Genomic DNA, 13,990 nt, shown 5'->3' with positions numbered 1-13,990 from the left:
GGGCGGGGTGGGGCGGGGCGGCCTGGGGCGCGCGCGGCGCGGGCGCCCCGGCCGACCGGCCGGCGCGCCCGTGGTCCGTACGTTGTCAGCGACCGAGTACGCGGTCCAGGAAGTCCCGGTATCGGCGTACCGCCATCCGCAGCTCCTCGGTGTCCGCCGAGCCGGCGTCCTGCCACCCGCCGAGGGTGCTCTTCTGCGCGGCCAGCGCCGAGGCGAGGGCCTGGATGGCCTCCTCGACCAGGGACTGTGCCTCGCCGGCCGCGGCCTGCGGGTCATCCACGAAGCGGAGCTGTACGTCCCGCCAGCGGTCCCGGAACCCCTGTGCCGTCTCCGCGTCGAGGAGCGTGGCCGCCTCGGCCGCCACGGTCGAGCCGGCGGGCAGCGACGTCCCGGCGGTCTCCAGCGCGGTGCCGGCGTCACCGCTCACCGGCTCGGCGTCACCGTGCACCGGCCGCTCGGCGTCCGGGGGGGCCGCGTCCGGATCGACCATCTCCGGCGTCGCGCTCCCGTAGGCGCGCGCGTCCGGGTCGATACCGGTGTCGGTGAGCGTGCCGGTGTCCGCGTCCGCGTCCGTGTAGGTGTCCGCGTCTGCGTCTGCGTCTGCGTCCGTGTAGGTGTCCGCGTCTGCGTCTGCGTCTGCGTCCGTGTCCGCGTCCGCGTCCGCGTCGGTGTCGCGGCGGTGCAGTTCGGCGGTGGGGTCGGCGCGCAGGCCCTCCCGTTCGCCGTCCTCGGCGCCGTCGCCGGGGCTGGCGGTCCGCTCGCCCCGAGGGTCCGGCTGATCCTCCCGGTTCGGGCTGGCCAGCGCGGAGGCCGCCACCGCGTCGCCAACCGTGGTGGCGCCGAACGTGGTGGGCAGTGGCCCGGGCTCGTGGAACTCTTCCTCGTCGGTACGCGCGTCGGACGTGTCGCCGTAACGCTCGTCCGTCCGGCCGTGCCGGCCGGAGTCGTCGGTCGACTTGTCGACGGCGGTCGGGTCGTCGAAGGTGCCCCGGTCGTCCAGGGCGTCCTCGGGTACGTCCGAGCGGCCGGCCCGGTCACCGGTTGGTGGCACCGAGACCGGCGTGGACCGCACGGCCTCCGGGTGGTCGTTGCTCACCTGCTGCTCTTCCTGGCGCATCGGTGGCCTCCTCAACGGCTCGTGGCGTCGTGCGGGGTGTCCGGGTGGCGCTGTTCGGGAGTGCGGTGGCCGACGGGCTCCTCGCCGAGCAGGTCGGCGAAGAGTTCCCGGTAGTGCACGACCGCCTGGCGCAGCTCCTCGGTGGTGGCCTCACCCCGGGAGTTGCGCAGGTGGATCTCGTGCGCGTCCCGGTAGTTGGTCAGCGTGCGGGCATGGTCGACGGAGAGGTGGGCGATCTGGTCGGAGAAGTCCCCGGTCGGGTACCCCTGCTCCTCGATGAGCCGGGTGACCAGTTCGTCCGCGTCGCCCACGGTCTCGCCGGGTGAGTCGATGAAGCGGACCTGGAGCTCCTCCCAGGCGGCGGCGTAGCGGGCCCGGGACTCCGGGCTGAGCGGGGTGAGCGTGAGCTCGGCGTGCCGGCGCTCCCGGTCGCGCAGCTCGCGCTCCGCGGCGGACCGGCTGTCCTGCTCCGCCACCACCCGGTCGTACTCCGGACCGAACCGGCTCTGTAGCGCTCGGCGCCGGCCGAGCGAGCGGGCGGCCACGGCCAGTGCCGCGACGATCACCAGCACGATGAGCACGATGACGACTATCTGCGTGGGCGACATGGGCTCCTCCTTCGTCACCTGGTATTCCCTCTACGCACTGATCACCAATCCCGATCCGGCGCACTTTCCTCGCCGAGGCGTGTGCGGTGGGTGTCCGCTCGGGCGCTGAACTTGATCCAGTCCAGAGAGAGGCCGTCCACGGGGTGTTCGTCGTACCAGGTGGAGGGGCATTCCGGAGCGTCGATCTCGGCGCGACGGGCGGTAGTGCAACGGCCGACGATTACGTATCCTGCCCAAGGCGCCCGCGCCGGTGCCCGGCGTTCCCGTCGGGCAGAGCCGGCCGACGCGTCGCCCGGCGGTGCCGGTGCCCTCCTGCCACCCCTGTACGGGCGAGGTGTGATGAGAACCCGCGACTGGCCGATCCGCTCGAAGCTGACCGCGTTGGTCGTAGCGCCGGTGACCGCGCTCCTGGCGCTGTGGATCTTCGCCACCACGCTGACATTCGGTCCCGCTCTGGATCTGCTCTCCGCCCGGACGCTGCTCTACGACCTGGGCCGGCCCGGTGAGTCCGTCGTCACCGAGCTGCAACGCGAGCGGCGGCTCTCGCTGGTGCAGCTCGGCGGCGCCGCCGAACTGCCCGCCCTGATCGAGCAGCGGCAGCGCACCGATCGGGCGGTCGCCGAGCTGCGCCGCCGGGTCGACGGCGAGGCGTTGCGTGACGCCGCCGACGACCTGCTCGACGCCCGGGTCGACCAGTTGGTCACCGCCCTGGCGGCGCTGCCGACCGGTCGAGGTTTCATCGACGACCGCAAGGTGGACCGGGCCGGCGCGCTCGGCCTCTACAGCGGCATGATCTCCGCGGCCTTCCAGGCGTTCGAGGGCATGGCGACCCTCAGCGAGCCAGACCTCAATCGGGAGGCGCTGGCGCTCACCGCGCTGGGCCGCTCCCGGGAACTGCTCGGGCAGGCCGACGCCCTGCTGGCCGGCGCGCTGACCGCCGGCCGGTTCGCCGAGGGGGAGCACGCGCAGTTCGTGCAGGCCATCGGCAACCAGCGGTGGCTCACCGAGAGCGCGGTGGCCGACCTGCCCGACGCCGACCGCGCCGCGTACCAACGGTTGTCCGAGGGCGAGGCCTTCACCCGGCTGCGCACCATGCAGGACGCGCTGGTCGCGGCCAACCGGTCCGGCCGGCCACCGGTCAACGCGGCGACCTGGCAGGCCAACCACGACGCGGTGCAGCAACAACTGCGCGACTTCGAGCTGGCCCAGGCCGACGGGCTCACCGACCGGTCGGTGCCGATGGCGGTCGGGATCCTGGTCCGGCTGGCCGCCGCCGGCGTCCTCGGACTGGTCGCCGTGGTGATTTCGGTGCTGGTGGCGCTACGGGTCGGCCGCACGCTGGTCCGACGACTCAGCGGGGTCCGCACCGTCGCGCTGGAGTTGGCCGAGCACCGGTTGCCGGACGTGGTGACCCGGCTGCGTCGTGGTGAGCAGGTCGACGTCGCCCGGGAGGTACCCCCGCTGGAGTACGGCCACGACGAGATCGGCGAGGTCGGGCGCGCCTTCACCGAGGTGCAGCGCACGGCGGTCCAGGCCGCGGTGGACGAGGTCGCGCTGCGCCGGGGCCTCAACGAGGTCTTCCTCAACATCGCCCGGCGCAGCCAGAGCCTGGTGCACCGGCAACTGGCCCTGTTGGACCGGATGGAACGGCGGGCCGAGGACCCGGACGAACTGGCCGAGCTGTTCCAGGTGGACCACCTCGCCACCCGGCTCCGCCGGCACGCCGAGGACCTGGTCATTCTCGCCGGCTCCGCGCCGGGCCGGGGTTGGCGCAACCCGGTCGCGATGGTCGACCTGGTCCGGGGCGCGATCTCCGAGGTCGAGGCGTACGACCGGGTGGACATCACCGCCGTCCAGCCGGCCGGTGTGCTCGGCCGGGCCGTCGGCGACGTCATCCACCTGCTCGCCGAGCTGATCGAGAACGCCACGGCCTTCTCCCCGCCGGACACCCGCGTCACCGTCACCGGCGAGCAGGTGTCCAACGGGTACGCCGTGGAGATCACCGACCGGGGGCTCGGGATGTCCGCCGCGGCGTTGGAGACCGTCAACACCCGCCTGGCCAGCTCGCCCGAGTTCGACCCGACGCAGAGCGCACGACTCGGCCTGTTCGTGGTGGCCCGGCTTGCGGCCCGGCACGGGGTGCGGGTGCGGCTGCGGCCGTCCGGTGCGGCCGGGGTGACCGCCGTGGTGCTGGTCCCCACCGACCTGGTCACCGCCGAACCACCGGCCGGCCCCGACCCGACCGCGCCGGGCTTCGCACCGTCCACCCCGCACCGGCCGACCGGTACCGCCCGCCGGAGCACCGTGCCACGGCCCCGGGGCGGCCGTACCCGGCCGACGACGGCGCTGTCCGCCGCCGACGCCCAGGCGCCACCCACCGGTACGCCGGCCCCGGTTGCACCGCCGGCCAGCGGCTCGGGCGCTGGTGGGCCGCTGTCCAGCGGCTCGGGCGCTGGTGGGCCGCTGTCCAACGGGGCGACCGATGGTGAAGGCGTGACCGAGCCGATTCCCACCGCCGACCCGAGCACGGACGAACTGGACGGTCTGCCCCGCCGCGTGCGGCGGCGTCCGCCCGCCGCCACGCCCCGGTCGGCGGCCGTCGACACCCCGTCGCCCCGATCGCCCGAGGAGGTGCGCCGGGTGATGTCGGCCCTGCAGGCCGGCACCGCCCGAGGCCGCGCGACCGTCGTCACCCCGCCAGCCCCGGCGAACCCGGCCGCCCCGCCGAGGCCGTCGAGCCCGGCAGCCTCGGCGATGCCGGCGGCACCGCAGAGCCCGGCCAGCCCGCCGAGCCCGGCCAGCCCGGCAGCCCCGGCGATGCCGGCGGCTCCGCCGAGCCCGGCCAGCCCGACCACCGACCCCGGGCCCGCGACCACCCCCGAAACCCTGACCGCGACTGAGAGGGACGCCTAGTGCGGCATTCGACGAAGCAGAGCGCCGGCCTCGACTGGCTGCTCGACGAGTTGGTGGAACGGGTACCGGCAGCCCGGGAGGCCGTCGTGCTCTCGGCGGACGGGCTGCTGCTCGGCTCCTCCGCCGAGCTGGAGCGCTCCGATGCCGAGCACCTCTGCGCGCTCGCCGCCGGCTTCTCCAGCCTGGCCCGGGGCGCGAGTCGGCATGTGGACGGTGGCCCGGTCCGGCAGACCGTGGTGGAGATGGAGTCCGCGTACCTCTTCGTCACCGCCGCCGGGCAGGGCACCTGCCTGGCCGTGGTGAGTGACGCCGACGCGGACATCGGCCTGATCGCGTACGAGATGGCGATGCTGGTCATCCGGGTGGGGGAGAACCTCACCGCGCCGGCCCGCTCGTCGTCGGGCGCCGGTGATGCGAGCTGAGCCGCCCGGGCCGCAGCACGAGTGGCTGGACGGCGACGCCGGCCCGGTAGTGCGGCCGTACACCCTCACCGGCGGCCGGGTACGCTCCGCCGTCGACGGTTTCGATCTGGTCGCGTTCGTGGTGGCCGAGTCGGACCTCGACCCGGCGGCGCATCCGGGGCTGCCCCCCGAGCACCGTCGGTTGGTCGCGCTGGCCCGGCGGCCGATACCGGTGGCCGAGCTGGCAGCCGAACTGGACCTCGCTGTCGGTGTGGTTCGGGTGCTGCTCGGTGATCTCCTCGCCCAAGGGCTGGTCGCGGTGCACGAGCCGCCGACCGGTCACCTTCCCGACGACGACATTCTCAAGGCGGTGGTCAGTGGACTCCGTGCGCTATGACCGTGTGGGATCGGGCATCACCATCCCGCTGGCACTGAAGATCCTCATCGCCGGGGGCTTCGGGGCCGGCAAGACGACGCTGGTGAGCGCGCTGAGCGAGGTCCGGCCGTTGCAGACCGAGGAGGTGCTGACCAACGCCGGGATCGGTACCGACGACATCTCCGGGGTGGAGGGGAAGTCGACCACCACGGTGGCGATGGACTTCGGTCGGATCACCATCAACGACGACCTTCAGGTCTACCTGTTCGGCACCCCCGGCCAGGACCGGTTCTGGTTCCTCTGGGACGAGCTGGCCTTCGGCGCGCTCGGCGCGGTGGTGCTCGCCGACACCCGGCGGCTGGCCGACTGCTTTCCCTCGATCGACTACTTCGAGCAGCGGGGCATCCCGTTCGTGGTCGGCGTCAACTGCTTCGACGACTCCCGCCGGTTCAACCTGGAGACCGTACGCCGGGCGCTCGACCTGGACCCGGACGTGCCGATGGTGCTCTGTGACGCCCGGGACCGGCAGTCCGGCAAGATGGTGTTGATCTCCCTGGTCGAGCACGTGGCCCGGCAGCGCGGTGAGCCGGTGCCGGCCGCCTGAGCTGGGCGTGGGACCAACGGAGCGGGAAAGCCGGTTAACGGGCCGGTATCGCGGGCAGCCTCTGGTTTGATCGACCCAGGATGCCGGCGGAGGAGTTGGACGTGAGTGATCAGGGCGAGATCGTCCACATCGGGGGTTACACCGCGCAGAGCGGCGGGCGGGGCAGCGGCATCGTCGCGGCCCGTCGCGACCCGGCCACCGGGGCGTTGACCCTGCTCGGCACGGTGGCGGTCACCCCGTCGCCCTCCTTCCTGACCCGGCACCCCACCCACCCGGTGCTCTACGCGGTCAACGAGTTGACCGACGGCGAGATCAGCGCCTGGCGGGTCGGCCCGGACGGCACGCTCGACCCGCTCGGCAGCCGCTCGACCGGCGGTGCCGAACCGTGCCACCTGGCGGTGTTGCCCGACGGCGGCCACCTGGCGGCGGCCAACTACGGCAGCGGCAGCATCGCGGTCTTTCCCCTCGACCCGCAGGGCGTACCCGGCGAGCGCACCGACCTGGTGGTGCACGAGGGGCACGGCCCCGACCCGGACCGCCAGGACCGGGCGCACGCCCACATGGTCTCGCCGGGGGCGGGCCGGGGACCGCTGCTCGCGGTGGATCTCGGCACGGACTCGGTCTACCGGTACGACCTGGACGGCGCGAGCGGGCGGCTGGTGCCCCGCGGGCCACGGGTCCGCACGGCACCCTGCACCGGACCCCGGCACCTGGCACGCCACCCGGACGGCCGGCGCTGTTACCTCGTCGGTGAGCTGGACGCGTCGGTCACCACGTACGAGTTGACCGATGACGGGTCCCTGCACCAGCACGGCCGGGTCGAGGCGAGCGAGCGGTCCGGCCACGTACAGCCGTCGGAGGTCGCGGTCGCCCCGGACGGCCGGTTCCTCTATGTCGCCAACCGTGGGGTGGGCACCATCGCCGTCTTCGACCTGGCGGGAGAGTTGCCCGAGCTGGTGGCCGAGGTGGACACCGGTGGCGAGTGGCCCCGGCACTTCGCGCTGATCGGGGAACATCTCTACGTCGCCGACGAGCGGGCGGACATGGTGCGCGTCTTCCGCCGGGACGCGGACACCGGCGTCCCGGCACCGGTAGGGGAGCCGGTGCCGGTGCCGAGCCCGACCTGTGTGCTGCCGGCCGGCGGGTGAGTTGCGAAGGGCACACCGATTCGGCAACGCCACGGGACCACTTCGTCACCCTGCGTCGCTAAATCGCGATCAACTGTTTCTCCTCCGTAACTTTAGGCCGAACGGTTGTGGCAAGTAGGGCACCTGGTACGCAAGATGGTCAGCGTGTCAGCAGGCCGCCATCGCATGCGTTCGAAACTCCATCTAGCAGCCGCCGCCGCGACGGCGACGGTTCTCGTCGTCACGACCGGCGTCTGGTTCGGCTACCGGGAGCTGATCCAGCCCAGCTGTTCGGGGGAGATCCGGCTCGCTGTGGCGGTCGCCTCCGAGCTCGCGCCAGCGGTGGACGCCGCCGCGTCGCAGTGGACCAAGGACGGTGCCGCGGTGGGCGGCACGTGTATCCGGGTGGACGTCTCGGCGTCCGACCCGGTCGACGTGGCTGCCGTGGTGGCGGCCAAGCACGGCGCCATCCTGGCCGGTGTCGGGCAGGCCAGCGGCACGGCCGTCACCCCGGATGTCTGGGTGCCGGACTCGTCGACCTGGCTGCTCCGGTTGAAGAAGGACGCGACCGCGTTCGCTCCGACCAACGGCGCGTCCATCGCGCGCAGCCCGATCGTCGTCGCGATGCCCGAGCCGGTGGCCGCCCGACTGGGCTGGCCGAAGAAGAAGTTCAACTGGACCGACCTGCTGCAGCAGGTCAACAGCAGCAAGCCGCTGCGTACCGGAATCGTCGAGCCGACCCGCGACGCGGCTGGCCTGTCCGGCCTGCTCTCGCTGACCGCGGCCGCCAACGCCGCCGGCGGCGACACCCAGAACAACACCGTTGGTGCGCTGCGGGCGCTGGCCACGGGGCGTTCCTCGCTCCGCAACGACCTGCTGGCCCGCTTCCCGACCGCCAAGGACCCGACGTCCATCGCGAGCGGGCTCGGCGCGGCGGCGCTGTCCGAAGAAGACGTGATGGCGTACAACAGCAAGCAGCCACCGGTGCCGCTCGCCGCGCTCTACATGGAGCCGGCGCCGATGCCGCTGGACTACCCGTACGCGGTGCTACCCGGAATCGAGCCGACAAAGGCGTCCGCGGCCAAGGTGCTGTTCGAGCTGCTCACCGACGCGAAGTTCCGTAACCGGCTGGCGGCGCAGTCGCTGCGCTCGCCGGACGGCAACTGGGGCGACGGCTTCAAGGCGCCGCAGGGTGCTCCGAGCCCGGCCGGCGGCGCGTCGACCGCGCCGGCGACCGGTGGCGCCGCCGCGGGTGGCCTGGACCCGGCTGCGATCCAGCGGGTCGTTTCGAGCTGGTCGATCGCCACCCAGTCCGGCCGGATGCTCTGCGTCGTCGACGTCTCCGGCTCGATGAAGGACCCGGTGCCCTCGGCCAACAACCGGAGCCGGGAGGAGGTGACCGTGGACGCGGCCCGCCGCGGCCTCGGCCTCTTCGACGACTCCTGGTCGATCGGTCTGTGGACCTTCTCCACCAAGCTGGTGGGCAGCCGGGACTACAAGCAGATGGTCCCCATCGGCCCGCTCTCCAGCCAGCGGGCACAGCTGGAGGGGGCGCTCGCCACCATCAAGCCCTCCGACGGCGACACCGGCCTGTACGACACCACCCTGGCGGCCTACAAGGCGGTGCAGGAGGACTGGCAACCCGGCCGGGTCAACTCGATCGTGCTGTTCACCGACGGCGAGAACGAGGACAAGAACGGAATCTCCCAGGGCCAGCTGCTCTCCGAGCTGAAGCGGATCGGGGACCCGGAGCGGCCGGTCCAGGTGATCATGATCGGCATCGGTGAGGGTGTCAGCAAGGCCGAGCTGGAGTCGATCACGAAGGTGACCGGTGGTGACGTCTTCGTCACCAAGGACCCGAGCGAGATCGGCAGCATCTTCCTCTCCGCCATCGCGCGTCGCCCTCCCGCGCCGCGCTGAGCCGTCGCACAGCCCACAAGGGGCCCGTCGTACCGTCGATCCGGTACGGCGGGCCCCTTCTCGATGCAGTGGAATGTGGAAAAAAAATGACGGCAATGCGTCCGAAGCAATCGGCGGGCATAGTTGTCGAGGCAGGATGTCGACGGGTCCCGACGTAGTCGGTCCGCCTCCGGTCCGATCCGTCGGCCGGAGCCGTCCTGAGCAGAGTGGGAGGGCCGGTGAGCCTCGCTACGCTGTTAGCTCCCGCGAGCACCAAGCCGGACGGAAGACCAGCGGGGCTCCTTGAGCGCGCCGACGAACGGTCCTACGTCCGGGTCCTGGTGGTGCTGGACACCGCCGTCCTCATCCTCGCGCTGGTCGTCGGGTACGTCACCCGGTTCGGTGACGACGAGCCGAGCGGCTCGGAGATCCCGTACGTGCTGGTGGCACCGGGGCTCGTGCTGGCCTGGCTGCTCTCGCTCAAGGCGCTCGGCTGCTATGACGACCGGGTGATCGGCTACGGGGCGGACGAGTACCGCCGAGTCAGCTCGGCGAGCCTACGACTGGCCGGTGCGATCGCCATCGCCGGCTACATCGCCGACGTCGGCGTGTCCCGGGGCTTCCTCGGCATCTCCTTCGCGGTGGGCACCATCGGGCTCGAGGTGGTCCGCTTCGCCGCCCGCAAGCGCCTGCACCGGGCCCGATCGCGCGGTGCCGGCTGGTCCCGCAAGGTGCTGGTGGTCGGCGACACCGCGCACGTGCTGGAGTTGGTGCACACGCTGCGCCGGGAGCCGTACGCCGGCTATCAGGTGGTCGGCGCGTGCATCCCGGACGCGCTGCTGGCACCCGTGGCGCAGCGGCTGGGCGACGTACCGGTGGTGGGCTCGTTCCGGGGTATCCCGGAGGCCGCCACCGCGATCGGGGCGGACACCGTCGCGGTGACCGCGTCCGGCGAGCTGACCGCCACCCGGCTGCGCCGGCTCGGCTGGCAGTTGGAGGGCACCGGCGTCGACCTGGTCGTGGCGCCCGCGCTGACCGACGTGGCCGGCCCACGGATCCACACCCGCCCGGTCGCCGGCCTGCCGCTGATCCACGTCGAGGCACCCGAGTTCCGGGGCGCGCGCAAGCTGGTGAAGGGCTTCGTCGACCGGTCCGCCTCGTCGCTGGCGCTGGCCCTGTTGTTGCCGCTGATCGCGTTCATCGCGCTGGCCATCAAACTGGACAGCCGGGGCCCGGTGCTGTTCCGCCAGGTCCGGGTCGGCCGGGGCGGGCAGGAGTTCGGCGTGTTCAAGTTCCGCACCATGGTGGTGAACGCCGACGCGCTGCTCGCCGAGCTGGCCATCCGCAACGAGACCGACGGTCTGATGTTCAAGATGCGTGACGACCCGCGGGTCACGCGGGTCGGCCGGTTGCTGCGCAAGTGGTCGCTCGACGAGCTGCCGCAACTGGTCAACGTGCTGCTGGGCCAGATGAGCCTGGTCGGGCCGCGCCCGCCGCTGCCCTCCGAGGTGGCCCGCTACGACGGCGACGTGGCCCGGCGGCTGCTGGTCAAGCCCGGCATGACCGGCCTGTGGCAGGTCAGCGGCCGATCCGACCTGAGTTGGGAGGACGGCATCCGGCTCGACCTCTACTACGTGGAGAACTGGTCCCTCGCCGCCGACCTCACCATCCTGTGGAAGACCTTCGGCGCCGTGCTGAACAGCCGCGGCGCGTACTGACCGCCGTCGGTCAGTGCTGCGGGCCGGTCCAGTCCAGGCAGACCACGACCGCGTCGTCGACCAGGTCGCCCGCCACGAACGCGCGCAGGTCGCCGATCAGCGACCGGACGGCGTCGAGCGGCTCCATCGGGCCGGTCCGCCGCAGGAAACGGTCCAGCGCCGTCGCGCCGTAGCGCACGTCCTGGCCGGTGGCGTCCACCACCCCGTCGCTGACCACGAAGAGCCGGTCGCCGCGCTCCAGCTTGAGCTGCTGCTCGTGGTAGTCGGTCGCCTCGAACATGCCCAGCGGGAACTGCGCCTCCAGCGGCTGCTCGGCGACCTCTCCGTCGCGCAGCAGGACCAGGCGGGGTGAGCCGGCGTCGACCAGGGTCAGCACGCCGGAGCGCAGGTCCAGCTCCATCAGCAGCGCGGAGAGGTGCCGCTCACCGCGGTACAGGTCGTGCAGGGCCTGGTCGGCGAGGGCGGCCTGGTCGGCCAGGCTCAGGCCCGCTCGGCGGGCGTTGCGCAGCGCGTGGGTGGCCAGCGAGGTGAGCAGCGAGGCGGCGACCCCCTCGCCGTTGCCGTTGATGGTCGACAGCCAGAGCCGCGATCCGTCGTCGGACCAGTCGAAGCTGTCGCCGCGCACCGCGTACGCCGGCTCCAGCTGCCCGGCCAGGCTGAACGCGGGCCGGATCCGGCTCCGGCCGGGCAGCAGGTCCCACTGCATCTCGGCGGCGAGGGTGAGCCGTTGGCTGCGTCGGGCCGCGCGATAGACGTCGGTGCCGGCGGAGACGGCGGCCAGTTCATGGGCGAGCGCGGTGGCGATCTCGGCCAGCTCGCCGAGGACGGTCGAATCGTCGGGGACCGGGGCCAGTCGCAGCACTCCTCGGCGTTCGCCACGCATGCTGACCGGGAACCAGCCGACGCCCTCGGCCAGTATCGGCGACTGATGGTCGAAGGAACGCCAGGCGGGGTGTCCCGGACCGGTGATGGGGTCACCCTCGGTGAGTGGCAGTAGCTGCGAGAGCCGGTAGTCGACCTGGAACAGCTCGGCCTCGGTGATCCGGTACGACCGGGCGAGGACATCCCCGACGCCACCGACAAGCAGATCCGCCGGTGTCTCGTTCAGGGTACGTCGTGCCTGATTGACCGGTTCGATCATCACCGCCTCCTTGATCAAAGCTCGACCACCAGTGCGTTCGGAGTACTCTCGGGCCACCATGGCCGAACTGCATGGTCCACCGGACCCTCCGACGAGTATGGCTGCCGCATTGGACGCGGCGGCGGCTGCCCTACTGGGCGTATGGGAATCCGCCCGGGAGGGGACCGCCAACCGGGTCTCCGGAGCCCAGCTACGGGCTGTGATGGTGGTGGAGCAACACGACGGGATCAACCTTCGCCGGCTGGCCACCCGACTCGACATGTTGCTCAGCTCGGCCAGTCGGCTCTGCGACCGGTTGGTCGCCGCCGGGATGCTGGAGCGCGAGCCGGGACGCCTCGACCGGCGGGAGATCTCCCTGCACCTCACCCCGGACGCTCGCCGGCTCCTCAGCGAGTTGCGGGCCGATCGTCAGGCACGGCTCGACACCGTGCTGGCCGCAATGAGCCCGCAGGGCCGCGACGCACTGCTCAGCGGGATGCGGGAGTTCGACGAGACCGCCCGCCAGCAGCAGGCGCAGGGCCCATCGCCGCTGGGTGGTCCGGAGGTCCCGGGCCCGACCCCGGGCTGGGCGGGCGGATCGGGTGCCCCGGAGCGCCGGGCCAGCTCCCCTCGGGACTGGCCGGCCGACGAGCCTCCGGTGGCCCGGACCGCCTGATTCCACGCGCCGCCGCCAAGCCGCGCCGCCAAGCCGCGCCGCCAACCCGCGCGGCCTATAAGCCGCGCCCGCGCGGCCGCCGACGACCCGCGCCGGCCCCGAGGAGCCGGCCGGTCAGCCGGTGCGGGCCAGCCAGCCGGCGGGCCGGGCGACGATCCGGCGGACCACCGAACCGGCCGCGCCCACCGCGGCGGCCTCCGCGCCGAGCGTCGCTGGCCGGACCGTGACCGGTGACCACGCGGCGGTGAGCACCCGGCCGGCGATCTCGGCGAGCACCGGCGGGCACAGCCACGGCGCCAGCGGGGCGTATCCGCCGCCGAGCACCACGGTGTCCAGATCCAGCAGGTTGACCACGCTGGCCACCGCGACGCCGAGCGCGGTCCCCGCGTCGTGCAGCGCCCGCAGCGCGTCGACGTCGCCGGCCTCGGCCAGCTCGGCCAGTCGTGCCGTCGCGGTGTCGGCGGGCAGCTCCGACCGGGTCAGCCCGGCGGCGGCCACGATCGCCTCCTGCCCGGCGTACTGCTCCAGGCAGCCCCGCCCGCCGCAGCGGCACGGACGACCCTGCGGGTGGACCGGGAGGTGCCCGATCTCGCCGCTCCACCCGCGTACGCCGCGAAACAGCGCCCCGTCCAGCACGATTCCGGCACCGATGCCGACCTCGCCGGAGATGTGCAGGAAGCTGGCCGGGCCGGGCGGTCGGGAGTGCAGCTCGCCGAGCGCGGCCAGGTTGGCCTCGTTGTCCACCACCAATGTGGGTACGCCCGGAATCCGTTCGGTCAGCGGCGGGTGCCCGGCGAGCAGCGCGGGCACCGGCACGTCCCGCCAGCCGAGGTTCGGCGCGAGCCGGACGAGCCCGTCGTCGTCCACCAGGCCGGGTACGGCGAGTGCCGCGCCGGCCAGGGTGAGGCCCTGCCGGGCGGCATCGGCGCGCGCCTGCCCGGCCAGCTCGACCAGCCGGGCCAGGGCGTCGGCGGGGGCGACCGGGCGCAGGTCGGCCCGGTGCACGGTGCGGTGCCGGACCTGGCCGGCGAGGTCCACGACACAGACCGCCAGGTAGTCCACGTTGATCTCCAGGCCGAGCCCGGCCGGCCCCTGGTCGGCCAGCACCAGGCCTCGGGCCGGGCGGCCGGCGCCGGCTCGGGGCGCGGGCTCGGCCTCGTCGACCAGCCGGCCCGCGAGCAGGTCCTCCACCACCGCGGAGACGGTGGCCCGGGTCAGGCCGGTCGCGGTGGCGAGGTCGGCCCGGGACGGCGGTCGGTCGGCGGCCGCGATCCGGCCGAGCACCAGGGCGAGGTTGAGCTCGCGCAGGCTGCCCTGACGGACCGCGCCGGGCGGTGCGTTGGTGATGCTCACCCCTTGACAGTGCCATAGGCCACACAAATAATTCAATCGTTGAACAAATAACGGCCACACCACCACCGGAGGTCCGTC

The 13,990-nt window shown here is 73.0% G+C and carries 12 protein-coding genes; 8 read left to right on the top strand and 4 right to left on the bottom strand.

The annotated features are described in order from the left end of the window. Window positions 1-85: 85 nt before the first annotated feature. Together ACFQGL_RS22745 and ACFQGL_RS22740 are read right to left on the bottom strand one after the other, a co-directional pair. Window positions 86-1,117 carry a hypothetical protein gene (locus tag ACFQGL_RS22745; protein WP_377514337.1) on the bottom strand — a complete coding sequence of 344 codons (1,032 nt, stop codon included), beginning with the start codon at window positions 1,115-1,117 and terminating at the stop codon, window positions 86-88. Window positions 1,118-1,128: 11 nt separating this feature from the next. Continuing rightward, on the bottom strand, window positions 1,129-1,725 hold the full coding sequence (locus ACFQGL_RS22740) for a hypothetical protein (RefSeq protein ID WP_377514336.1): 597 nt from the start codon (window positions 1,723-1,725) through the stop codon (window positions 1,129-1,131). A gap of 339 nt (window positions 1,726-2,064) precedes the next feature. On the opposite strand from ACFQGL_RS22740, the gene ACFQGL_RS22735 reads away from it, so the two are divergent. The 7 genes from ACFQGL_RS22735 to ACFQGL_RS22705 all read left to right on the top strand — a co-directional run bounded on the left by ACFQGL_RS22735 (window position 2,065) and on the right by ACFQGL_RS22705 (window position 10,763). Then, window positions 2,065-4,638, top strand: coding sequence for a sensor histidine kinase (locus ACFQGL_RS22735; RefSeq protein WP_377514335.1), 2,574 nt, complete (start codon window positions 2,065-2,067; stop codon window positions 4,636-4,638). Continuing rightward, window positions 4,638-5,060 (top strand): roadblock/LC7 domain-containing protein, encoded by a 423-nt coding sequence (locus ACFQGL_RS22730; RefSeq protein WP_377514333.1) that lies wholly within the window; start codon window positions 4,638-4,640, stop codon window positions 5,058-5,060. Before ACFQGL_RS22735 ends, ACFQGL_RS22730 begins: the two co-directional genes overlap by 1 nt. Further along, window positions 5,050-5,436 carry a DUF742 domain-containing protein gene (locus ACFQGL_RS22725; protein ID WP_377514332.1) on the top strand — a complete coding sequence of 129 codons (387 nt, stop codon included), beginning with the start codon at window positions 5,050-5,052 and terminating at the stop codon, window positions 5,434-5,436. The genes ACFQGL_RS22730 and ACFQGL_RS22725 overlap by 11 nt, the downstream gene beginning before the upstream one ends. Next, entirely contained in the window at window positions 5,417-6,019 is a 603-nt protein-coding gene (locus tag ACFQGL_RS22720; protein ID WP_377514331.1) for a GTP-binding protein, read from the top strand. The genes ACFQGL_RS22725 and ACFQGL_RS22720 overlap by 20 nt, the downstream gene beginning before the upstream one ends. A 101-nt stretch (window positions 6,020-6,120) precedes the next feature. Next, window positions 6,121-7,167 carry a lactonase family protein gene (locus ACFQGL_RS22715; RefSeq protein ID WP_377514330.1) on the top strand — a complete coding sequence of 349 codons (1,047 nt, stop codon included), beginning with the start codon at window positions 6,121-6,123 and terminating at the stop codon, window positions 7,165-7,167. A gap of 144 nt (window positions 7,168-7,311) precedes the next feature. After that, window positions 7,312-9,066, top strand: a complete 1,755-nt coding sequence (locus tag ACFQGL_RS22710) for a substrate-binding domain-containing protein (protein WP_377514329.1) — start codon at window positions 7,312-7,314, stop codon at window positions 9,064-9,066. A gap of 218 nt (window positions 9,067-9,284) precedes the next feature. Then, on the top strand, window positions 9,285-10,763 hold the full coding sequence (locus tag ACFQGL_RS22705) for a sugar transferase (RefSeq protein ID WP_377514327.1): 1,479 nt from the start codon (window positions 9,285-9,287) through the stop codon (window positions 10,761-10,763). A gap of 10 nt (window positions 10,764-10,773) precedes the next feature. Here the strand turns inward: ACFQGL_RS22705 and ACFQGL_RS22700 are convergent, their stop codons facing one another. Beyond that, window positions 10,774-11,904 carry a PP2C family protein-serine/threonine phosphatase gene (locus ACFQGL_RS22700; RefSeq protein WP_377514326.1) on the bottom strand — a complete coding sequence of 377 codons (1,131 nt, stop codon included), beginning with the start codon at window positions 11,902-11,904 and terminating at the stop codon, window positions 10,774-10,776. A gap of 97 nt (window positions 11,905-12,001) precedes the next feature. Between ACFQGL_RS22700 and ACFQGL_RS22695 the strand changes: the two genes are divergently transcribed. Beyond that, a complete protein-coding gene (locus ACFQGL_RS22695) occupies window positions 12,002-12,559 on the top strand; it encodes a MarR family winged helix-turn-helix transcriptional regulator (RefSeq protein WP_377514325.1) in 558 nt (185 codons plus the stop codon). Between the two features lie 114 nt (window positions 12,560-12,673). Here ACFQGL_RS22695 and ACFQGL_RS22690 read toward each other — a convergent pair whose 3' ends face one another. Next, window positions 12,674-13,912 carry an ROK family transcriptional regulator gene (locus tag ACFQGL_RS22690; RefSeq protein WP_377514324.1) on the bottom strand — a complete coding sequence of 413 codons (1,239 nt, stop codon included), beginning with the start codon at window positions 13,910-13,912 and terminating at the stop codon, window positions 12,674-12,676. Between the last annotated feature and the right edge of the window lie 78 nt (window positions 13,913-13,990).

The sequence above is a fragment of the Micromonospora vulcania genome, assembly GCF_042658605.1.
In the GTDB taxonomy this organism is placed as follows: Bacteria; Actinomycetota; Actinomycetes; order Mycobacteriales; family Micromonosporaceae; genus Micromonospora; species Micromonospora vulcania.
The sequence above is the reverse complement of the archived record's forward strand: the minus strand, read 5'-3'. Positions and strand labels throughout refer to the sequence as shown.

Coding starts and splice junctions, on each gene's coding strand:
- ACFQGL_RS22745 (WP_377514337.1), bottom strand. CDS start 1,117: ATGCGCCAGGAAGAGCAGCAGGTGAGCAACGACCACCCGGAGGCCGTG.
- ACFQGL_RS22740 (WP_377514336.1), bottom strand. CDS start 1,725: ATGTCGCCCACGCAGATAGTCGTCATCGTGCTCATCGTGCTGGTGATC.
- ACFQGL_RS22735 (WP_377514335.1), top strand. CDS start 2,065: ATGAGAACCCGCGACTGGCCGATCCGCTCGAAGCTGACCGCGTTGGTC.
- ACFQGL_RS22725 (WP_377514332.1), top strand. CDS start 5,050: ATGCGAGCTGAGCCGCCCGGGCCGCAGCACGAGTGGCTGGACGGCGAC.
- ACFQGL_RS22700 (WP_377514326.1), bottom strand. CDS start 11,904: ATGATCGAACCGGTCAATCAGGCACGACGTACCCTGAACGAGACACCG.
- ACFQGL_RS22695 (WP_377514325.1), top strand. CDS start 12,002: ATGGCTGCCGCATTGGACGCGGCGGCGGCTGCCCTACTGGGCGTATGG.